Below are 19,625 nucleotides of genomic sequence, written 5' to 3'. Positions count from 1 at the left end.
GGTCTCTTCTACTCCTGGTGGGACGATGGTCTCTCCGGCGAAACGGACGATATCGGTTCTGTCGTAACGCTGCATAACTCCATCCGTTATCAGTACGAAACCGGTTCCTTCTACGCTGGCATCAGCGTCGACGAACTGGAAGACGGCGTGTATCAGGGTGACGTGGATCCGGTCACCGGCCTCCTCGTTCCGAACGATGGCCCGAACAATGTCGGCGTTGCCTTCGGCATCGGCGGCACGGCTGGCGCCTTCAGCTACCAGATCACCGGCGGCTGGGACTTCGACAACGAAGACGGCGCAATCCGCGCTATGGGTACGGCTGAACTCGGCCCGGGCACGCTCGGCCTCGCTGCTGTCTACTCCAGCGGCCCGAACTCCTACTACTCGACGGCTGAATGGGCAGTTGCTGCCGAATACGCCATCAAGGCAACGGACAAGCTGAAGATCACTCCTGGTGTTCAGTACTACGGCAACTACATCGGCGGTCACAGCGCGTTCGACACCGTTCCGGATGACTTCGACGGTACCGGCGACGCCTGGAAGGTCGGTCTGACGGTTGATTACCAGATCGTCGACAACTTCTACGCCAAGGCTTCCATCCAGTACCTGGATCCGGAAGATAGCGACGACTTCACGACGGGTTACTTCCGCCTGCAGCGTTCGTTCTAATCTGAACATTGAAGACCCCGGGATCGCATCCTGGGGTTTTTCATCACAGGCTTCTGCTTTGGTGACCTCCAATTCAGAAGAAGGAGGTCGGTTCGGTTCCCTGCCGGATCGGCCTCACCCATCGATACAGAATTCCACTCCTGTAGATGGTTCTCGCTCGCCCTCAGCCGAGGGCGAGCCTTTTCCTTGACGGGAACGTCCAACGGACGAGATCTTTGTCGGCGGCTGAAGACCTGAAGTCTCAGTCGCCGATTTCCTTTGAGAAAAAATTGCAGCCGGTAGGCGCAACAGTGTCTGGTCGCCGGTCAGAATCCCGGCCGCTTCCATACTCCGCGGCGAGAACGCTGCGCGCTCAGACTATATTCAGTGGTATCAACTGACGCAGTCTCGGATCCCGCAGATAGAGGCCGCCCCAGGTGGCAGCCCCGAGAAGCAAGCTTACGATCTGGGGTGGCGTAAAAAACTCGCCCAGACGGAAGTGCGTGCAAATGGCGCCGCCGAGAAAACCGGTCACCAGTATCGCACCAAGGAAAGCTGTTTTCGGAACAGCATAAAGGATCGCGCAGATCGCGATAATCATGCCGAGCACCGGGGCGAGATTGACGGGGAAACCGGTGGCTTCCATTTCCGTCCGTATGAAATCAGGTGCAAAAAGGTTGGTGGCCGCATCAGCAAGAAGCAGAATAACAACCAGTGCTGACAGAATTCGCCCGATCCAGATCGACATTGTCGCTCCCTCTTTAATTGCCGGTCGCAAGCTGGCTTATGGAGCGATCTGGATGTTGTCAATTCGTCGGCAATTTCGCAATCAGCAATTTTGCGTGTCCGCGTTTGGTCACGCCTGAACTCCAAACCTTGCGGCTTCCGACGGCTGCGCTAGCTATTTTTCTCTCGCCGAGGCGAAGACCACACTGGCATCGCTGACGATTTCAACATGCGAATAGGCAGCCTTTGCAGCGGCGGCACCATCTGCCCGCATGATCGCGGTGACGATGATGTCGTGCTCGTCATAAGACTTCGCGAGCCGACCCGGCAGGCGGAACTGCGCGCGCCGGAAGGGCGCGAGCCGGGCCCGGCTTTGGGTTACCAACTCATAGATATGCTCGTTGTGTGCGCCGCGATAGAGCCGGGTGTGGAATTCGGTATTGTGAACGGCATAGTCCTCTTCCGCACCCTGATGCACGAGCCGTGCGGAAGCACGATGTTCGATTTCCAGCATACGCCGCTCGTCAACCGTCATCCTCTCGGCGGCTAGACGTGCGCAAACGCCTTCGAGCTCGGCCATCGCCTCGAACATCGAATGCAGGTAGGTCTCGGTTACATTGGTGACGACAGCGCTGCGGTTCGGTTCGCGATCGACGAGCCCCATTGCTCCGAGTTCGCGAAGCGCCTCGCGCACAGGCGTCCGCGACACTTCAAAACGAGCCGCCAGTGAAATCTCGTCAAGCTTGTCGCCCGGCAGGATCTGCCCGGTCACGATCATATCAGCAATTGCCCGCACCATCTGCTCGACGGTCGTTCCTGTCCGGATGATCTCTCTGCGCCTGACCTGCTTCAAGGAATGATTCTGCCAATTGACCGATGCATACACATGCATTGCTAGCACAGCAAAGTCAAATACCACAGCAAGTTCTTGTTTAAAACAAGGAAATTCCCCTTTGCATGTCCCCTTCACTTTCATTCGGAAGCATCTGACGCCAAAATTAGCTGATTTTATAGACTCTGCATAGTTTTTGATCTTACGTGACTAAAAATTGCATACACTTTTCACAGCGCTTTGCAGGTGTTCGAATATATTCAATGAATTCAACAGAATGAAATCTGGCACGGTCATTGCATACACTTTTCCGTAACCAATGAACCGGCGAAACGCCGCAAGGGGAGCATTCTGATGACCAAACTCCTTTCCATGAACCGTCGCCATTTCCTTCAGGCTTCCGCTGCCACCGCCCTGGTCGGCGCCGCCCCCGGCATCCTCTCCTCGCGCGCCCTTGCGCAGACCGCGCTGACCGTCGGCTTCATCTATGTCGGCCCCAAGGATGACTATGGCTACAACCAGTCGCACGCCGAGGGCGCGGCTGCCGTCAAGGCGCTGCCCGGCATCACCGTCGTCGAAGAAGAGAACGTGCCCGAGACCGTCGACGTTCAGAAGACGATGGAATCGATGATCAATCTGGACGGTGCGACGCTCATCTTCCCGACTTCCTTCGGCTACTTCGATCCCCACATGCTGGCCATGGCCGCCAAATATCCCGATATCCAGTTCCGCCACTGCGGCGGCCTCTGGCAGGAAGGCAAGAACCCGGCCAATACCGGCTCCTATTTTGGCTATATCTTCCAGGGCCAGTATCTGAACGGCATCGCCGCCGGCCACGCGACGAAAAGCAAGAAGCTTGGCTTCGTCGCGGCAAAGCCGATCCCGCAGGTTCTGCAGAATATCAACGCCTTCCTGCTCGGCGCCCGCACGGTCGATCCTGCTATCACCTGCCAGGTGATCTTCACTGGCGAGTGGTCCCTCGCCGTCAAGGAAGCAGAAGCCACCAACGCGCTGGTCGATCAGGGTGCCGATGTCATCACCTGCCACGTCGACAGCCCGAAGGTCGTAGTCGAGACGGCCGCCGGTCGCGGAGCCTTCATCTGCGGCTACCACGCCAATCAGAGCCCGCTTGCTCCCGAGAAATATCTCACCGGTGCCGAATGGGCCTGGGGCAATGTCTACAGCGATTTCGTCAAGAAGGCGCAGGCCGGCGAAAAGCTCGGCAATTTCGTTCGCGGCGGCCTGAAGGACGGGTTTGTTAAGATGAGCGCGCTCGGCCCCGGCGTTTCCGAGGCAGGCCGCAAGGCCTTCGAAACAACCCATGCGGAAATGATGAAGGGCGGTTTCTCGGTCTTCAAGGGACCGCTGAAGGACAACAGGGGCAGTTCAGTTGTGACTGCCGACAAGAGCTACGCCGAAGACGCAATCGAGCTCGAGAGCATGAATTATCTGGTCGAGGGCGTCGTCGGATCGACGGTGTAGACCGCAGAGGGAGAAGCGCCATGACTGTCCAGGCCAATGATCCCGCAATCTCAGTCGTTTCCGGAAAGCCGGCATCGTTACGCCCCGTCCTCGAATGGATTGCGCGCCGTGCCGAACCAGTCGTCATCGGTCTTGCGGCCATCCTGATCGGTCTTGCGCTCTTCTCCCTGTTCATCCTGGCGATCGGAAAATCGCCGGCGATGCTTTTCCAGCTTATGTATACCGGCGGCTTCGGCAGCTGGTTTTCGGTGCAAAACAGCTTGAGCCGTGCCGCACCCCTTCTCCTGACGGCACTCTGCGTCGCCCTGCCCGCTCGCCTCGGCCTCGTCATCATCGGCGGGGAAGGAGCAGTCGTGCTGGGCGGCGTTGCTGCCGCGGCCATGGCCATGCCGCTTGCCGGTACTGCCCCTGTCTTCCTGACCCTTATTCTCATGGGCATTGCAGCCATGGTGATCGGCGGCATCTGGATCGGCCTTGCCGGTTTCCTCCGCCACTATCGCGGTGTCAATGAGACGATTTCATCGCTGCTGCTCTCGTACATTGCCATCGCCCTGATGAACCAGTTTGTCGAAGGGCCCCTGCGTGATCCCGCCAGTCTCAACAAGCCGTCCACCAAGCCGCTGCCGCCAGAATATATGCTCGGCAACATTCCCGGCATGGATGTGCATTGGGGCCTCGTCATCGGCATCGTCGCGTGCATTCTCTCCTGGATCCTGATCGAGGTAACGAGCTTCGGTTTTGCCGCCCGCATCGCCGGCGGCAATGTCCGCGCCGCCCAGATCCAGGGCCTTCCGGTTGGCAAGCTTATTGTCGGATTCACAGCGATCGCCGGCAGTTTCGCGGGTCTCGCCGGCATGATCGAGGTCGCCGCAGTTCAAGGCAGCGCCAATGCCTCGCTCGCCGCCGGCTACGGCTATACCGGCATCCTCGTCGCCTTCCTTGCGCGCCACAATCCGTTGGCGATTATTCCGGTCGCAATCCTGCTCGGCGGCATCGATGCCTCGGGCGGCCTCATCCAGCGCCGCATGGGCCTGCCGGATGCCACCGTTCTGGTGCTGCAGGGCACGCTCTTCATCGTCATCCTATTCTGCGAGACCTTTTACGGCCGCTTCAAGATCTTCAATCCCGACCTCTGGAAAAGGAGCCTCTGATGGAGGGTACAGGCATCGGCATATGGGGCGTGCCCCTGGCGATCCTCGCAGGCGCCATCCGCGTTTCCACGCCCTTCATCTTCGTCAGCCTCGGCGAGACGATCACCGAGCGCTCCGGCCGCATCAATCTCGGGCTTGAAGGCACGCTGGTCTTCGGTGCGATGACAGCTTATGCCGTCGCGGTCATGAGCAATTCACCGTGGCTCGGGGTACTCGCGGCAATGGCGACGGGCGCCGTCTTCGGTCTCGTCCATGGCTGGATCTGCAAATGGCCGAAGGTCAACGATATCGCCATCGGTATCGCCATGATGCAGTTCGGGCTCGGCCTCGCCTTCTTCCTCGGCAAGCCCTTCATCCAGCCGGCCGCGCCGCACCTGCCGGCAATACAGCTTGGTTTCTGGTCCAGCATGCCCCAGATCCAGGCCGCGCTGAACATCAACGTGCTCTTCCTGCTTGGCGCTGCTCTCGCCTTCATCCTCTGGTGGGCATTCAAGAATACCCGGATCGGCTTGATCCTGCGCGTCGTCGGCGACAGCACCGATGCCGCCCGCGCCATGGGCATTAATCCCGATCGCGTGCGACTGCTCGCCACCGCCGTCGGCGGTTCGCTGGCGGCCATCGGCGGCGCCTATCTGTCACTCTATTATCCCGGCTCCTGGAACGAGGGCATTTCGTCCGGCCAGGGCTTGATGGCCGTGGCGCTCGTCATCTTCGCCCGTTGGAATCCGATTGGCTGCTTCCTCGCCGCTCTTCTGTTCGGCGGTGCCGGCGCACTCGGCCCGGCACTGCAATCGGTCGGCGTCACGCAGGGCTACTACCTCTTCTATGCGGCTCCCTACGTGCTGACGCTGGTCATCATGATCGCGACCTCCTCACCCACACGTTCGCTCGCCGGCGCGCCCGGCGCGCTTTCCCTGACGAAATAGCATGAAAGGAGCCAAGCCATGAATGGCCTCGGCGGATTGAACAAGTCGGAACATGGCGTCGGAATCGGCCTCGTTCAGCTTCAGCTTCCTGTCACCGTGACACGGGAAGACCTTGCGCGCCAGACGCAGGTCATCGTCGATCTCGTCGGCAAGGCGCGACGCAATCAGCCGGGCATGGATCTGGTCGTCTTTCCGGAATATGCCCTGCATGGCCTGTCGATGGATATCAATCCCGAGATCATGTGCACGCTCGACGGGCCAGAGGTCGCAGCCTTCAAGAAGGCCTGCCGGGAGAATACGATCTGGGGCTGCTTCTCGATCATGGAGCTGAACCCTGAAGGCATGCCCTACAATTCCGGCATCATCATCGACGACAGGGGCGAGCTGAAGCTCTATTACCGCAAGATGCATCCCTGGGTGCCGGTCGAGCCGTGGGAGCCCGGCAATTTCGGCATCCCCGTCATCGACGGCCCCAAGGGCGCGAAGCTCGCGCTCATCATCTGCCACGACGGTATGTTTCCGGAAATGGCGCGTGAATGCGCCTATAAGGGTGCGGAAATCATGATCCGCACGGCCGGCTACACGGCGCCGATCCGCGACAGCTGGAAATTCACCAACCAGTCGAACGCCTTCTGCAATCTCATGGTCACTGCGAGCGTCTGCATGTGCGGCTCAGACGGCACGTTCGACAGCATGGGCGAAGGCATGATCTGCAATTTCGACGGCTCGATCATCGCTCACGGCACATCGGGCCGCGTCAACGAGATCATCACCGCCGAGGTGCGTCCTGATCTCGTGCGTGAAGCCCGCCTTGGCTGGGGCGTCGAAAACAACATCTACCAGTTCGGCCATCGTGGCTACGTCGCGGTTGCCGGCGGCGCCGGTGATGCGCCCTACACCTACATGCACGACCTCATCGCCGGCAAATACCGCCTCCCTTGGGAGGATCAGGTGAAGGTCACGGACGGTACGTCCTGCGGCTTCGACAAGCCGGCCCGTCGCTACGGCGAAACATTCAAACTCGCGGGTGAGTAGGAGAGAAGACGATGGACGCCTTAGTCGAGGCCAAAGGACATTATATCGACGCCGACCCCTATGCCTGGCCCTATAACGGCGACCTGCGGCCAGACAATACCGCCCTCATCATCATCGATATGCAGACGGATTTCTGTGGCAAGGGCGGCTATGTCGATCACATGGGTTACGACCTGTCGCTGGTGCAAGCCCCGATCGAGCCGATCAAGAAGGTCTTGGCCGCCATGCGGGCCAAGGGCTATCACATCATCCACACGCGCGAGGGCCACCGGCCCGACCTTGCCGACCTGCCAGCCAACAAGCGTTGGCGTTCGCAGCGCATCGGCGCTGGCATCGGCGATCCCGGGCCATGCGGGCGCATCCTCACACGTGGAGAGCCCGGCTGGGACATCATTCCCGAACTCTACCCGATCGAAGGCGAAACGATCATCGACAAGCCCGGCAAAGGTTCGTTCTGCGCTACCGATCTCGAACTGATCCTCAACCAGAAGCGTATTGAAAATATCATCCTGACCGGCATCACCACCGACGTCTGCGTTTCCACCACCATGCGCGAGGCGAACGACCGCGGCTATGAATGCCTGCTCTTGGAAGACTGCTGCGGCGCGACTGACTACGGCAACCACCTTGCCGCGATCAAGATGGTCAAGATGCAGGGCGGTGTCTTCGGCTCTGTCTCCAACTCTCAAACCCTTGCGAGCCAGCTGCCATGAGCACAGTCCGCGACACCCCTCTTCCGCAAGCCGGCAAGGCCGTTGGCATTGACACGATCGACATGACGATGCGCTTCGGCAGCTTCACCGCCCTCGATCACGTGTCGATCAAGATACCCGCCGGCAGCTTCCACGCGCTGCTCGGCGAAAACGGCGCCGGCAAATCGACGCTCGTCAAATGCATCATGGGCTTCTACCACGCGACATCGGGCGCGCTTTCCGTCGATGGTCGCGAAGTGGCAATCGCGTCACCGAAGGACGCCGCGACCTATGGGCTCGGCATGGTCTATCAACACTTCACGCTCGTTCCTTCGCTCACCGGCGCTGAAAACCTCGTCATCAGCCGCGCCGAAGTACCCGCCATCATCAATTGGGCGAAAGAACGCAAGGATCTCGCCGGATTCATGGAGCGCATGCCCTTCAAGATCCCGCTCGATCGTCCAGTGAGCGAACTTGCCGCAGGCGAGAAGCAGAAGCTTGAAATCGTCAAGCAACTCTATCTCGGCCGCTCCTTCCTGGTGCTTGATGAGCCGACCTCAGTGCTGACGCCTGCCGAAGCCGATGAAATGCTTGGTCTCGTGCGCGGCATGACACAGCGCGGCGAGCTGACCGTATTGATGATCTCCCACAAATTCCACGAGGTCACGAAATTCGCCGATGGCGTCTCCATCTTGCGGCGCGGCAAGCTCGTCGGTAGCGGCAAGGTGGGTGAGCTTTCCACGGCCGACATGGCGGCGATGATGATCGGCGACGTCAAGCTTGCCGAACTCGATACCCGCGTTCCGATTTCCGAAGGCGCCAAGCCGGTCCTCACAGTCGAGCAGGTCAAGGCACCGGATCGCTCCGGTCTCAAGACCATCGAGATCGACAATCTCACCGTCCGCTCGGGCGAGATCGTCGGCATCGCCGGCATATCGGGCAACGGCCAGAAGGAACTGACTGAGATCCTTGCCGGCCAACGGCCGACCGATACTGGCCGCGTCAGCGTCAAGGGCGAGATTTATGGCGCGACGCGTCCGGAAACCCGCAAGAATAATGTTCGCTTCATCCCGGAAGAGCCTCTGCAGAATGCCTGTGCGCCACGCATGACGGTCAGTGAAAACCTCGCCTTCCGCACCTTCGATCTGAAGGCAGACGGCAAGGATGCGATCTGGCTGAACAAGGGCAAGATGAAGAAGCGCGCAACCGACCTGATCTCCGATTTCAAGGTCAAGACGGCATCCTCTTCGTCCCCGATCGCAGCGCTTTCGGGCGGCAATGTGCAACGCGCCGTGCTCGCCCGCGAACTGACTGGCGAGGTGGACCTGCTGATCGTCTCGAACCCTTGTTTCGGTCTCGATTTCTCGGCCGTTGCGGAGATCCGCGCCCGCATCATGAAAGCGCGCAATTCCGGTACTGCCGTTTTGCTGCTTTCCGAAGACCTCGACGAGTTGCTCGAAATGTCCGACCGCATCATGGTGATCTCCGAAGGCAAGCTGGTCTACGAGACCCCGGCACGGTCCGCCGATATCGGCGTCATCGGCGCGCATATGGCGGGGCATCACTGATGGTGGAGATCAAGGCAGAGCCTTTCGCCTTTCCGGTGAAGCACGACCAGCTTGCCCTCGTCGTCATCGACATGCAGCGCGATTTCGCCGAACCGGGCGGTTTCGGCGCCAGCCTCGGCAACGATGTCAGCCGCATCACCAGGATCGTGCCAGATGTCAAACGTCTCATTCAGGGCTTCCGCAATGCCGGTCTGCCGGTCATCCATACGATGGAATGTCACAGGCCAGACCTCTCGGATCTGCCCCCGGCAAAAAGGGACCGTGGCAACCCGACACTCAGGATCGGCGATGAAGGCCCCATGGGCCGGATTCTGATTTCTGGCGAGCCCGGCACCGCAATCCTGCCGGAACTTGCGCCGCTGAAGGGCGAAGTGGTGATAGAAAAACCCGGCAAAGGCGCCTTTTATGCCACCGAACTTGGTGAAGTTCTGCAAGACAAGGGTATCAAGCAGCTCGTATTCGCTGGCGTGACGACAGAAGTCTGCGTCCAAACAACCATGCGCGAGGCGAACGACCGCGGTTACGAATGCCTGCTCGCCGAGGAGGCGACGGAAAGCTACTTCCCCGAATTCAAGGCGGCCGCCATCGCCATGATCCGCGCCCAGGGCGCGATCGTCGGCTGGACGGCCAGTGTCGACGATATCCTGGAGAGCATCGCCCATGCCTGAAACCACCCGCGAACTGCTCACCTCGGGCGGTTGGAAGGAGCTGAAATTCGGCCCCTTCCGCGATGAGGTGACCATCCACTGGATCAGGCCTTTCGAAGGCGATCAGCCGGGCGTGGCACTTCTGAAATACGAGGCAGGCGCCTCCGTTCCCCGCCATCGGCACGAAGGGCTTGAAACCATTCTCGTCCTCGATGGCGTGCAATCCGACGAGGCGGGCGACTACGGGCGCGGCAGTTACATCGTCAATGCACCTGGTACCGAACATTCGGTCTGGAGCGAGACCGGTTGTGTCGTGCTGATCCAGTGGGACCGGCCGGTGAAAATATTGGACGACGAAGCAGCGTGAATTCGCAGGCCCATACTTCATCGCCCCGAAAATTCGGCAAGACTGGCAGATAGACCAGCCCTGCGCTCAGGGGCTCCTCAGGCCGACTGGATAGCCTTGATGCGGTCGAGTCCGCCTACGATCGGGGCAAAATCGTCCCAGACGCCCTGCGCGCCCTTCTGCCATTCTTCCGGAGCTTCCGGCTTCAGCAGCTTGCCACTGTTCTTCAGCGAGATTTCCACCGAGGCCGCCTCGTCATCGACAATAAGTTGATTGAAGTAGGCGGCACCTTCTGTGGAGGCTTGCTGGAAGACAGTCCTCTGCTCGTCATTCAGGCCACCCCAGAAGGTCGAGGAATAATAAATGATTCCTGAAGCCCAAATATGGCCGGTCTCGGTCATGTAGGGCACGACCTCATAGAGCTTGAAGCCTGCATAAGCCGATTTCGTAAGGTCCATGGCATCTGCAACGCCTGTTGCCAGCGCATTATAGGTCTCGGTGATCGGAATCCCGATCGGCGTCGTGCCGAAAGCGCTCCAGAGCTTGGTATGCAACGGGCTCTGGATGACGCGGATGCGCTTGCCCTTAAGTTGTTCCGGATGCGTTACCGGCTCCTTGGTCAGGAGATGGCGGGCACCGTAATTGATGAAATCGCCGACGACGAAATTCTGTGCCTGCAACTTGCCCTTCAGATCGGCACCGACATTGCCACTGACGGTGCGGCGGACATGATCGGCATCGTGAAACAGAAAGGGAAGGTCGAGGATCTGAAGTTCCGGCGCCCAGCCGGAGAGCGAGGAAACCGTGGAAAGACTGGAGTGGATGGAACCGAGGCGGACGCCTTCGGCCACTTCCTTTTCACCACCGAGCGCACCGTTCTTGACGATGTTGAACTTGAACTGGCCGGGCAGCTTGGCCTCGACCAGCTCGTTGATCTTTATCCAGATCTTCGTCTCCGGCTTGTCGTCTCCAAGCAGGGAAGCGACGGTGATCGTCGTCGTGCGCGCGGCCGCGGTGCGAACGAAAGCCGGTGCGGCAAGAGCGGTACCGGCAATCGCCGTGGTCTTCAGAAAATTGCGGCGATTGAGACTGTCCATGAATGAAATCCTGTCCGTTAGAAGATGATCGCCCAGACGCAAAGGATTGCGAGCGAAACGAGAAGGGCAAGCAGATAGGGGACGACCGCCCTGAAAAGGGCGGATGCCGGAATGCGGGTCACCCCGCTGACGACGAAGATCAGCATGCCCAGCGGCGGTGTCAGCCCGTGTATCATCAGGTTCACCACGATGATGACGCCGAAATGGATGGGATCGATGCCGGCGGCGACAGCGACCGGCAGAAGGATCGGGCCGAAGAGCAGGATCGCAGCGCCGATATCGAGAACCAGTCCGACGACCAGCAGGATGATGTTCGACAGCATGATCACCGCAAGCGCACTGCCGCCGAGCGCCGTCGTCAGATGAGAGATCAGGCCCGAGACCTCGTCAACAGCCAGCAGGAAGGCAAAGGGACCGGCAGTGCCGATCAGCAGGCCAATGGCTGCCGCTTCGACAGCCGCCTGGCGAAAGGCGGCATAAAGAGAAAGCACACCAAGCCGAGCGCCGATGCCGAGCAGGAAGGTATAGAAGGCAGCAAGGGCTGCGGCTTCCGTCGTCGTGACGATGCCGATGCGGATGCCGACCACGACTATGACGCCAAGACCGAAGGCCGGGATGGCCTGGACGGCCGACTGCCAGCGTTGCGCCCCTGTGGCTCGCGGGATGGGCGCCTGATCGCGAACCGTCAGATGAATGGCAATGGCCAGACAGATGGCCATCAGCGCACCGGCAAAGAAGCCCCCAACCAGCAGCGAACCGACCGAAAGATTGGTGGCGGTTGCCAGGATCAGGAACGCGATCGATGGCGGGATGACATTGTCCAACACCGAAGTCGCCGCGATGATCGCCGCGGCTTTGGCCGGTGGATAGCCGTGACGGACGAGTTCCGGCTGGAAGGTCGATGCGCCAAAAGCGGCATTGGCAACGGATGAGCCGGAAGCACCCGAAAAGAGCACACTGGTCAGCAGCGTCGTCTGGGCAAGACCAGCGCGGCGATGGCCGACCATGGCGGCGGCGAAGCGTACGAGCTGGTTGGCAACGCCCGATGCCGTCAGCAGACCGCCGGCGAGCAGGAAGAAGGGGATGGCAAGCAGCAGGAATTTCGAAATGCCCGTGACGGTCGACGAGACGATCGCCGGCTCCGGCAGGCTGCTGCCGAAGGCGATAACCACATAGGCCGCGGCCAGGAAGGCATGTGGCAGGGGTGCCGCGAGTACCAGGCCGATGGCAGCGATCAGYCCGAGGAAGATGCTGGGCGGCCAATCGAGCTCGATGGAGACAAAAGGGATACCGGCATAGAGCGCCGCGCCGGCGGCAAAAGAGAGCATGACCGGCCACGCCTTTCCTTCGACGATACGCTGCAGCAGAAGCACGACGAGGATCAGCGCGCCGCCGGCGCCGAGGAAGCCGAAGCGAATCCATTCCGGCACGCCCAGTGTCGGGGAAATACCTCCGAGCATAGTCATGATCTCGGAGCCGCCGAAGCTCAGGATAAGGCCGGAGAGCACAGTGAAGACATCGGCGGCCACCTGCGTTGCCGGATGCAAACGCTTCGGCATCATCTTGGCGAAGACGTCGAGACGCATGGCAAGCGCGCTGTTGAGGCTTAGCGGCGCCCCGAGTGCAATCAGCAGCACATGCAGCCAGATGCCGAGATCCTCAGCGCCGATGAAACCGGCGGCAAAGAAATAGCGCATGCAGACCGTGACCAGCACCATGAAGAGCAACACGGCAAGCACCGACGCGGCGGCGACGCCAAGGACGGTTTCGATCGCCTTTAGAATGCGGCCGGCAAGCCCACCACCTGTCATCTCCCGTTCGGCTGGGTGAAATTCGCTTGCTGCCACAGAATTTGCTCTCTTGCCGAAGGATCAGGCACTCTTAACGGCAGAAGGTCGCAAATCAAAGAGCTTTGACCCGGCGCCGCCGCCGCAAGTGCGCGCCCTTCCGCCTAAGGCCCCCGGATCCCCGGACTTCGAGATAGCCGGCAAAAGTGACGGGTCGCCAGTCGGCTCGTGCCCTCCCTCAAGGCAAGTGCGCGACGCAAGACAGTGAAGGGGATTTCAACTACCCGAATGGCCGACACGACGAGTTTGAACGCGAGGCAGCATCCAGCGTTCACACTACTTCTTCTCACGCGTCCGATTCGTGAAATGGGCGTTTCCGAGGCCGGTGCCGATCGTGAGGACCGCCCAATTCGCAACGTCCTTCATCTGCGGCATCTGAGAAAGCCCCTGCACGACCGCGTCATTGTGCATCATGATGAACGTGTCATCGCCGCCGATCTGCGGAATAGCCTTTTTAAGTTCGAGCGGAAGATTGAAGTGATCGCTTTCCCAGTTTCCACCGGGCAGATTTTGCCCACCGCGCGTGATCGAACCATCGGCTTCAATCACTCCGGGACATCCTATACCGATCAGCGGGGCAAGCCTCAGCTGAGACGCTGTCGCCTCCCCTATGAGCTCCTCGATCATGGAGGCGAGCTTGGAAATGGTGGCGGTACGACTGGGCTCGTCATCGGCATGGCGCCAAAGGATCGATTTCCGCACATGGGTTTCATCAAGATCCCGGCTTTTCCCCTTGCCGAACTCGACGATACCGGCGCGCACGTTGGTGCCACCGATATCGACAGCCAGGATCGCTTCGTGGCCGTTCAGCATCCAGTCCGGCATAAGATAGACTGCACCGATCAGGCCGGCTTCGTCCGCGTGATGGACGATTGGGACAAGCTCGACGCCGAGACCAGACGCGTTGAGCAGGATCTGCGTCCTGGCGATCGCCAATTCGCCGACACGCCCCTGCCGGAATCCACCGCCGACAACGATCCGTTCGGTTTTCGACCAAGCGCTGTCTTTGAGAAATTTTTCGATCACAGCAGCAAAATCCTGCGCGAAGCCCTCGATTGCCGCCATGACGATGGCCACCGCCCCGACATCGTCACCGCACAGGAAAGCATCGATCTTCTTCTTTGAGAGCTCTTTCGTCGGTGTCCGCCCCAGCGGATCCTTCCCGTCCATGCGCATCAGTTTACGGAGCTCTTCGAGCTTCAACTGGAAGGTTTTCTTGTTGGCGTCGTCGCCCAGAAACCCATTTTTGCCGCGCAGTTTAGAGCTGTGGCCGTCGACGATGACCGACGACAGTTCGGCGGCGCCGTGAACCAGCGGCGCCGTCCGGGTCTGCTTTTCAGATTTTGCTTTTGGCATCGATGAACCTCGACGTCGGCAGAAACCGCAAAGGATGGGACAGTGTAACGCGGGGTCAATGAGAGAGGTTCCACGAACGTCCGAACCGCGGGGGATAATCGACCGCGATCGAACGAAACCGGCTCTATCCGGAACTCTATGGTCATCCAGGGATTTTGCATGATGCAGGTCAGGTCAAGGAGTGGAAAACGATGACGCAAAGCGAAGCCGACAAAAGCCCATACCGGTCCCTGACTTTGACATCGCTCTTTGATGATCGAGGCGGCGCCGCACAGGCAGTTGAGAGTCTGAGGGCGGCCGGTATTCCGGAGGCAAGCATCAGCCTGATCGCAGAGGCGGAAAATGCAACGGAAAACGCTGACGAGAAAAATGGCCCGTCACACAAGCTCGAAGATTTTCTGTTCCCAGAAGCCGACCAAGCGATCTACAGCGAGGGGATCCGACGAGGCGGCCATGTGCTGACCGTGCGCGGGCTGGCACCTGACCGGCACGAACTCGCGCTCGGCATTCTTGAGGACGCAGGCGCTGTCGATCTCGACGAGCGCATCGAGACGTGGCGATCTGAAGGCTGGAGCGACACACAAGCCTACCTTGACGAACTGCAGGAGCCGCCCACGGTGATCGATGGCGATGTCGCCGCCTCGCTTATAGGCAAAGGTCGGGGCAATGAGGTTGTACCTGTCATCACCGAGAAGCTCAAATTCGGGGAGGCCGGTGATAGGAGCCGCCCTCGGGTACGAATCTACACCGTTGAATATGCCTTGAAGAGCCCGGACGACAGGAAAGGGTCCAGTTCCCGATAAAACGCCACTCCGAATGAACTTTCTCGACCTGAGCAAGTGGGCGCCGCCTTCTCGGTTGCTCTCCAGATGCTTAGCACCTCCAGCGCAATGCAGCGGTGGCAACGGGCGAATCCCATAGAGAAAACTCCTCATCCGTGAGGAAGGCAAGCGTGATGGAAAGGCCCTGCATGTCGAGCGAGGTCGCATAGGTGCCAACAAGCGAGCGTTCGACCTGCAGACCGTACTCCGACATGGTGCGAAGCGCAGAATTATAGGCGAGATAGAGTTCGGCAGGCGGTGTGCCGCCAAGTCCATTCACGAGAAGCAATGCTTTGTTTGTGCTTCGGTTGATATCGCTGAGAATCGTCTCGCTCAGATACCTGACAATCGTGTCAGCGTTGGAGAACCGCTCCCTTGAATGGCCGGGCTCGCCATGAATGCCAACGCCCATTTCCACCTCGTTCGGCCCGAGCGCGAATGTTGTGCGCTGGGTGTCCGGCACCGCGACGCCGGTCAGGGCAACGCCCATCGACCGGATGCGTGAGGAGAGACTGTCGCCAAAGGCCTTCAGTTCCGAAAGGGACCGACCCTGCTCGGCGGCCGCTCCAAGCAGCCTTTCCGTGATAAGCGTACCGGCGACCCCGCGTCGCCCACGACCGTCGCCGCCCCTCGTCGTTTCGATGTCATCGCAGGCAAGGACCATTTCAATTTTATGCCGGTCTGACGCCATTTCTGACGCCATTTCGAAATTCATGACGTCGCCATCGTAGTTCTTGACGACGAGCAGGCAGCCAGCACCGGTGTCTGCTTCCTCTATCGCACTGACGATCTGGCTCGGTGTGGGCGATGTGAAAATATATCCGACACAGGCAGCATCGAGCATGCCGCGACCGATGAAGCCGATATGCATCGGCTCATGGCCCGCCCCGCCGCCAGAAATAATGGCGACCTTGCCAGGAACCAGCTCACGGCGGCGAATGCATTTGCGGCCGGCGCCGAACACAACGAACTCCTGATGGGCGCGCACGAAGCCTTCGATACTCTCGGCGACCATAGTCTCTGCTGTGTTCATGAATTTCTTCATCAAGCCCCTCCCAAGGCGATGATCATGCCAATCATTTTGCATGTGCCACAAGGGCTTGCTTAATCCGGCAGCCCAGAAATTGCTGCGATCTTCTGCACCAGATCCGCAATCGCCTCCTCAAGCAGCCGGTTGCGTCTCTCGTCGCCGAAATCGGGCACCATCAGCGAAAGGTGCCGCAGTTTTTCCGAGGCGCCAAGTTCCGGCAGCTTGCCCGGATGTGCCGCTTGATAGGCATCCAGAAAGCGCTCCTGTTCAGCGACACTGAAATGGCACACCCGGAAGATCGTGGCGAGGTGTCGGGCAGGAAGCGGCGTTGCATAGGTCGGGCTTGTTATCTGCGTTACGAAACTGCGATGCTTGCCGAGTTCCGTCGCAAGGCGCTGGCGTGTTCCGGAAGGCCTGTTGTCAATGATTTGCGCCAGAATGGACTTATAGGCGATAATGGCGTCTTCCGTGTCTTCGCGCGCCATCCTATTCTCCGGCTGCCTTTGTCCCATCTGCCCTCAGGCTGACGATTGCCGATCTTATCGCGGGAAGCTGAGCAGGCGCCACGGAAAAATGCCGTATGCCTGCGGCAAGCAGGTTCGCGGTGAGGGACGGATCCCCCGCCATGTCGCCGCAGATGCTGACCGGTTTGCTCCCGGCGAGTTTTATAGCCTGAGTCAGCAGACGCAGTACGGCCGGCACCGCCTTGACCTGATAACGCGCGAAGTCGGAGTCCTCGCGTGGCGATGCGACGAGATATTGTGCAAGGTCGTTCGTCCCGAACGAAAAGAAGTCAGCGCTTTCGAACTCATCCAGCATGAGCGCGGCCGCCGGGACCTCTACCATCATCCCGATCGGGGGTATGCGATGCGGGACGGCTCGCCGAGCAAGCTCGTCAGACTCTTCACGATAAATCTGCCTGATGTCGTCCACGTCGGATGGAAACATCACCATCGGCAGCATGATATGAAGATTGCCGAAAACTGCCGCGCGTAGCAGCGCGCGGGCTTGAACACGTGCGATCTCCGGCCGGGCGAGCAGAAGACGGATACCGCGCAGCGATGGTGCTTCGGCAAGTCCCGCGAGCGGTTTGTCGCCGCCTATATCCAGCATGCGAATTGTCGTTGACCGGCCGTCTGCCCAATCCAGTAGGCGGCGGTAGATCTCGAACTGTTTTTCTTCGTTTGCGGCGTCCCCAAGCGATGTTAGGGCAAATTCGGAGCGCATCAACCCGATGCCGGCGGTTGTCGCAGCATCGACCGCATCGATTTCGTTGGGCGCGTTGACGTTGATAGCCAACAGGACCGGAGAACCGTCGGCCGTGCACAAGGTGCCGTTGTCGGCTATCGATGCCATGCCCACCGAGCGTTGTTCGGGCGGGGTCAACTGCTCCCTCCGCTCGGTTATCTGAAGCGTGATGATACCTGAATCGCCATCAACCCCGATATGCTGTCCCTTGTCCGTCGCGAATTGACCGGCACCAATGACCATTGGCACCGAGCGAGACCTGGCAAGCAGGGCGACGTGGCCGACGGCACTGCCGGCATAAAGAGCGATACCCCCACCTGCCGACCAGTCATGTGCCAGGAACCGACTGGGCTCCATGTCCTTTCCAACATAGATGGAGCCTGCGGGAAAGTCGTCGATCGGCGCCCCGGCAAGGATCGAAAGGACGCGATTTTTGACGTCGAGAATGTCGACCGCACGCGCCTGCAAACGTTCTTCCTCCGCGCATTCCAGCTCGCGGATATAGTCATCGAGTGTCTCGACCCAGGCAAATTCCATATTTTCGCCGGCATCGATCAGGGCACCGACCATCTCCATCAACGTCGGGTCCTGCAGCACTTCGATCTGAAACTCGATGATCTCGCGACTTTCGGGATCTGTCCCGCCTGCAAGGTCGCGTAATTCGCGGACAGCCTTGTCGATGGCATCGCCTAGCGCTGCGTGGCCGGAAAGGCTTGATGCCGGCGACGCGACGGCGGGGATCGGCTGAGCGACATAGACGGGTCCGGCCGCAATGCCTGGCGACGCGCCTATCGCTTTCAATTTAGGCGGTGCGACCATGCTTCTTTTCCTCATCGAAATTACGCTCGACGAGACCCTTCAATGCGCGAACCGCCTCCTCGGCGAGGATCCCCTCTGCGCGAATCCTCAGCAACGATCCCTTGCGGATCCTGGCACCCATGATCTTGATGATGCTCTTTCCATTCAGCCAGACATCACTCCCGTTGATCGCGACTTCGATCGAGCAGGGAAACGATTTTGCAAGCCGGGTGAATGTGACCGAGGGCCGGGCATGCAACCCTACACCATGCTTGACCTCGACTTCCGTCTGGCAGCTGGCGTGCATCTGCTCACCCTCGCGGCTTTCTACGCGCAATCCACCGTTCATGAGGGTGATAGCTCCTCTGCCGTCGCAACGACCTTTGTCAACGATGCGCCGCCGGAAGCCTCGGCTGCTGCGATAACAGCCCCCTCCACGACGGGCGCATTGCAGATCGTTACCTGCTTCGACCGCGGCAAGCCAAGCATCTCAACCGCCATTTCACTGTTGGTCTCGGCTCCCCCAAGATCCACGAAGACGGCGACGCCCGCCTCAGACCAGGCCTCTTCGATGGCTGTGAGAATACCGCGGGCATCCGTTCCAAGCTCGCCGTGGCTGTTGCCGCCCGACCAGGCAAGCGGCACGCTGTCGCCCACCATCTGCTTCACCATATCGGCAGTACCACGCGCAACAAGCGGCGAGTGGGAAACAATCACAATCCCGACATTGGGGCCTTTCCCACTCATACCGGTCGGTACTCCTCGAGGTAGCGGCAGATCGCAGTTGTCAGCAGCGCACAACTTGAGGCGCCGGGATCGACATGGCCGATCGACCGGTCTCCGAGATAGGAGGCACGCCCGCGCGTGGCCCTCATCGCTGCGGTCAGCTCGGCTGAACGTTCGGCCTGGCGTGCAATGTCCGTCCAAGGCAATCGATGAGCGAGCGCGTCCTGGACGGGATAGAGAACATCAAGAAGCGTCTTGTCTCCGGGATGCGAGCGACCACGACGCGCGACAGCGTTGATCGCCTGTTTCAGTGCGGAAGAAAAGTCTTTCTCTTCCTCTGCGGCACGGAGCTCACGGCCCATTTCCATGAGCAGCGTTCCGTAAAGCGGGCCCGCCGCTCCGCCGATGCTCATCACGAGCGTAAGGCCAATTTTCTCGAGCGCATCAGGCAGGGGAAGGGTTGAAACCGAGGCGTCCTCGGCACTCACCGCTTCGCAGCCCCGCCGCATGTTCGTTCCGTGATCGCCATCACCAATGGCGCGGTCAAGAGCGCACAAGTGCTCGCTGTTTGCAGCGATCGTCGCACGGCAAGCTTCGATCAATCCCATGAGAAGAACCGGTTCTGCCAGCACCTAAGCCTCCCGCCTCC

At 60.0% G+C, this 19,625-nt stretch carries 21 protein-coding genes; 10 read left to right on the top strand and 11 right to left on the bottom strand.

Features of this window, described 5'->3' with window-relative positions:
* Positions 1–669 (top strand): porin (locus AC1DF8_RS13625; RefSeq protein ID WP_478153901.1); only part of this gene is annotated, 669 nt, incomplete at its 5' end.
* A 352-nt stretch (positions 670–1,021) separates the two neighbouring features.
* On the opposite strand, the gene AC1DF8_RS13620 is transcribed toward AC1DF8_RS13625, so the two are convergent.
* Both AC1DF8_RS13620 and AC1DF8_RS13615 read right to left on the bottom strand, forming a co-directional pair.
* Positions 1,022–1,396, bottom strand: coding sequence for a DoxX family protein (locus AC1DF8_RS13620; protein WP_478153900.1), 375 nt, complete (start codon positions 1,394–1,396; stop codon positions 1,022–1,024).
* 153 nt (positions 1,397–1,549) lie between these two features.
* On the bottom strand, positions 1,550–2,266 hold the full coding sequence (locus AC1DF8_RS13615; protein ID WP_183880679.1) for a GntR family transcriptional regulator: 717 nt from the start codon (positions 2,264–2,266) through the stop codon (positions 1,550–1,552).
* Between the two features lie 294 nt (positions 2,267–2,560).
* Here AC1DF8_RS13615 and AC1DF8_RS13610 point away from each other — a divergent pair, with 294 nt between their 5' ends.
* Genes AC1DF8_RS13610 through AC1DF8_RS13575 form a run of 8 tightly spaced genes read left to right on the top strand, consistent with a single transcriptional unit; the run spans position 2,561 to position 10,074 of the window.
* A complete protein-coding gene (locus AC1DF8_RS13610; RefSeq protein WP_478153899.1) occupies positions 2,561–3,688 on the top strand; it encodes a BMP family ABC transporter substrate-binding protein in 1,128 nt (375 codons plus the stop codon).
* Positions 3,689–3,708: 20 nt separating this feature from the next.
* Entirely contained in the window at positions 3,709–4,839 is a 1,131-nt protein-coding gene (locus AC1DF8_RS13605) for an ABC transporter permease (RefSeq protein ID WP_478153898.1), read from the top strand.
* Positions 4,839–5,765, top strand: coding sequence for an ABC transporter permease (locus AC1DF8_RS13600; protein ID WP_478153897.1), 927 nt, complete (start codon positions 4,839–4,841; stop codon positions 5,763–5,765). Before AC1DF8_RS13605 ends, AC1DF8_RS13600 begins: the two co-directional genes overlap by 1 nt.
* A gap of 18 nt (positions 5,766–5,783) precedes the next feature.
* Positions 5,784–6,800 carry a formamidase gene (locus tag AC1DF8_RS13595; RefSeq protein ID WP_478153896.1) on the top strand — a complete coding sequence of 339 codons (1,017 nt, stop codon included), beginning with the start codon at positions 5,784–5,786 and terminating at the stop codon, positions 6,798–6,800.
* Positions 6,801–6,811: 11 nt separating this feature from the next.
* Positions 6,812–7,513 carry a biuret amidohydrolase gene (gene biuH, locus AC1DF8_RS13590; protein WP_478153895.1) on the top strand — a complete coding sequence of 234 codons (702 nt, stop codon included), beginning with the start codon at positions 6,812–6,814 and terminating at the stop codon, positions 7,511–7,513.
* Entirely contained in the window at positions 7,510–9,060 is a 1,551-nt protein-coding gene (locus tag AC1DF8_RS13585) for an ABC transporter ATP-binding protein (RefSeq protein ID WP_478153894.1), read from the top strand. The genes biuH and AC1DF8_RS13585 overlap by 4 nt, the downstream gene beginning before the upstream one ends.
* The gene (locus tag AC1DF8_RS13580; RefSeq protein WP_478153893.1) at positions 9,060–9,728 is read left to right on the top strand and encodes a cysteine hydrolase family protein; all 669 of its coding nucleotides are present in this window, start codon (positions 9,060–9,062) and stop codon (positions 9,726–9,728) included. The genes AC1DF8_RS13585 and AC1DF8_RS13580 overlap by 1 nt, the downstream gene beginning before the upstream one ends.
* Positions 9,721–10,074 (top strand): cupin domain-containing protein, encoded by a 354-nt coding sequence (locus tag AC1DF8_RS13575; RefSeq protein WP_478153892.1) that lies wholly within the window; start codon positions 9,721–9,723, stop codon positions 10,072–10,074. Before AC1DF8_RS13580 ends, AC1DF8_RS13575 begins: the two co-directional genes overlap by 8 nt.
* A 77-nt stretch (positions 10,075–10,151) precedes the next feature.
* Here AC1DF8_RS13575 and dctP read toward each other — a convergent pair whose 3' ends face one another.
* The 3 genes from dctP to AC1DF8_RS13560 all read right to left on the bottom strand — a co-directional run bounded on the left by dctP (position 10,152) and on the right by AC1DF8_RS13560 (position 14,353).
* On the bottom strand, positions 10,152–11,150 hold the full coding sequence (dctP, locus tag AC1DF8_RS13570; protein ID WP_478153891.1) for a TRAP transporter substrate-binding protein DctP: 999 nt from the start codon (positions 11,148–11,150) through the stop codon (positions 10,152–10,154).
* A 17-nt stretch (positions 11,151–11,167) separates the two neighbouring features.
* Positions 11,168–12,997, bottom strand: coding sequence for a TRAP transporter large permease (locus tag AC1DF8_RS13565; protein WP_478153890.1), 1,830 nt, complete (start codon positions 12,995–12,997; stop codon positions 11,168–11,170).
* Positions 12,998–13,273: 276 nt separating this feature from the next.
* On the bottom strand, positions 13,274–14,353 hold the full coding sequence (locus tag AC1DF8_RS13560) for an ROK family protein (protein WP_113212340.1): 1,080 nt from the start codon (positions 14,351–14,353) through the stop codon (positions 13,274–13,276).
* 191 nt (positions 14,354–14,544) lie between these two features.
* Between AC1DF8_RS13560 and AC1DF8_RS13555 the strand changes: the two genes are divergently transcribed.
* Entirely contained in the window at positions 14,545–15,156 is a 612-nt protein-coding gene (locus AC1DF8_RS13555; RefSeq protein WP_478153889.1) for a hypothetical protein, read from the top strand.
* Between the two features lie 70 nt (positions 15,157–15,226).
* Here AC1DF8_RS13555 and AC1DF8_RS13550 read toward each other — a convergent pair whose 3' ends face one another.
* The 6 genes from AC1DF8_RS13550 to dhaL are packed head-to-tail and all read right to left on the bottom strand — an operon-like array spanning position 15,227 to position 19,584.
* Positions 15,227–16,219 (bottom strand): dihydroxyacetone kinase subunit DhaK, encoded by a 993-nt coding sequence (locus tag AC1DF8_RS13550; RefSeq protein WP_112542430.1) that lies wholly within the window; start codon positions 16,217–16,219, stop codon positions 15,227–15,229.
* 59 nt (positions 16,220–16,278) lie between these two features.
* The gene (locus AC1DF8_RS13545; protein ID WP_112972335.1) at positions 16,279–16,689 is read right to left on the bottom strand and encodes a hypothetical protein; all 411 of its coding nucleotides are present in this window, start codon (positions 16,687–16,689) and stop codon (positions 16,279–16,281) included.
* A gap of 1 nt (position 16,690) precedes the next feature.
* Positions 16,691–18,271, bottom strand: a complete 1,581-nt coding sequence (locus tag AC1DF8_RS13540) for a putative PEP-binding protein (protein WP_478153888.1) — start codon at positions 18,269–18,271, stop codon at positions 16,691–16,693.
* Positions 18,255–18,599, bottom strand: a complete 345-nt coding sequence (locus AC1DF8_RS13535; RefSeq protein ID WP_112542433.1) for an HPr family phosphocarrier protein — start codon at positions 18,597–18,599, stop codon at positions 18,255–18,257. Before AC1DF8_RS13535 ends, AC1DF8_RS13540 begins: the two co-directional genes overlap by 17 nt.
* Complete coding sequence (gene dhaM, locus AC1DF8_RS13530) at positions 18,596–18,997, bottom strand: dihydroxyacetone kinase phosphoryl donor subunit DhaM (protein ID WP_478153887.1); 402 nt, start codon at positions 18,995–18,997, stop codon at positions 18,596–18,598. The genes AC1DF8_RS13535 and dhaM overlap by 4 nt, the downstream gene beginning before the upstream one ends.
* Positions 18,994–19,584, bottom strand: coding sequence for a dihydroxyacetone kinase subunit DhaL (dhaL, locus tag AC1DF8_RS13525; protein ID WP_478153916.1), 591 nt, complete (start codon positions 19,582–19,584; stop codon positions 18,994–18,996). Before dhaL ends, dhaM begins: the two co-directional genes overlap by 4 nt.
* Between the last annotated feature and the right edge of the window lie 41 nt (positions 19,585–19,625).

Source organism: Rhizobium sp. 05N49 (assembly GCF_056396805.1).
Note: the sequence above shows the minus strand (reverse complement) of the source record. Positions and strands in the feature narration are given on the sequence as shown.

Bases quoted from the DNA above. Each gene is read 5' to 3' on its own strand.
- AC1DF8_RS13620 (WP_478153900.1), bottom strand. From the start codon at position 1,396: ATGTCGATCTGGATCGGGCGAATTCTGTCAGCACTGGTTGTTATTCTG.
- AC1DF8_RS13615 (WP_183880679.1), bottom strand. From the start codon at position 2,266: ATGCATGTGTATGCATCGGTCAATTGGCAGAATCATTCCTTGAAGCAG.
- AC1DF8_RS13610 (WP_478153899.1), top strand. From the start codon at position 2,561: ATGACCAAACTCCTTTCCATGAACCGTCGCCATTTCCTTCAGGCTTCC.
- AC1DF8_RS13605 (WP_478153898.1), top strand. From the start codon at position 3,709: ATGACTGTCCAGGCCAATGATCCCGCAATCTCAGTCGTTTCCGGAAAG.
- AC1DF8_RS13600 (WP_478153897.1), top strand. From the start codon at position 4,839: ATGGAGGGTACAGGCATCGGCATATGGGGCGTGCCCCTGGCGATCCTC.
- AC1DF8_RS13595 (WP_478153896.1), top strand. From the start codon at position 5,784: ATGAATGGCCTCGGCGGATTGAACAAGTCGGAACATGGCGTCGGAATC.
- biuH (WP_478153895.1), top strand. From the start codon at position 6,812: ATGGACGCCTTAGTCGAGGCCAAAGGACATTATATCGACGCCGACCCC.
- AC1DF8_RS13585 (WP_478153894.1), top strand. From the start codon at position 7,510: ATGAGCACAGTCCGCGACACCCCTCTTCCGCAAGCCGGCAAGGCCGTT.
- AC1DF8_RS13580 (WP_478153893.1), top strand. From the start codon at position 9,060: ATGGTGGAGATCAAGGCAGAGCCTTTCGCCTTTCCGGTGAAGCACGAC.
- AC1DF8_RS13575 (WP_478153892.1), top strand. From the start codon at position 9,721: ATGCCTGAAACCACCCGCGAACTGCTCACCTCGGGCGGTTGGAAGGAG.
- dctP (WP_478153891.1), bottom strand. From the start codon at position 11,150: ATGGACAGTCTCAATCGCCGCAATTTTCTGAAGACCACGGCGATTGCC.
- AC1DF8_RS13560 (WP_113212340.1), bottom strand. From the start codon at position 14,353: ATGCCAAAAGCAAAATCTGAAAAGCAGACCCGGACGGCGCCGCTGGTT.
- AC1DF8_RS13555 (WP_478153889.1), top strand. From the start codon at position 14,545: ATGACGCAAAGCGAAGCCGACAAAAGCCCATACCGGTCCCTGACTTTG.
- AC1DF8_RS13550 (WP_112542430.1), bottom strand. From the start codon at position 16,219: ATGAAGAAATTCATGAACACAGCAGAGACTATGGTCGCCGAGAGTATC.
- AC1DF8_RS13545 (WP_112972335.1), bottom strand. From the start codon at position 16,689: ATGGCGCGCGAAGACACGGAAGACGCCATTATCGCCTATAAGTCCATT.
- AC1DF8_RS13540 (WP_478153888.1), bottom strand. From the start codon at position 18,271: ATGGTCGCACCGCCTAAATTGAAAGCGATAGGCGCGTCGCCAGGCATT.
- AC1DF8_RS13535 (WP_112542433.1), bottom strand. From the start codon at position 18,599: ATGAACGGTGGATTGCGCGTAGAAAGCCGCGAGGGTGAGCAGATGCAC.
- dhaM (WP_478153887.1), bottom strand. From the start codon at position 18,997: ATGAGTGGGAAAGGCCCCAATGTCGGGATTGTGATTGTTTCCCACTCG.
- dhaL (WP_478153916.1), bottom strand. From the start codon at position 19,584: ATGGGATTGATCGAAGCTTGCCGTGCGACGATCGCTGCAAACAGCGAG.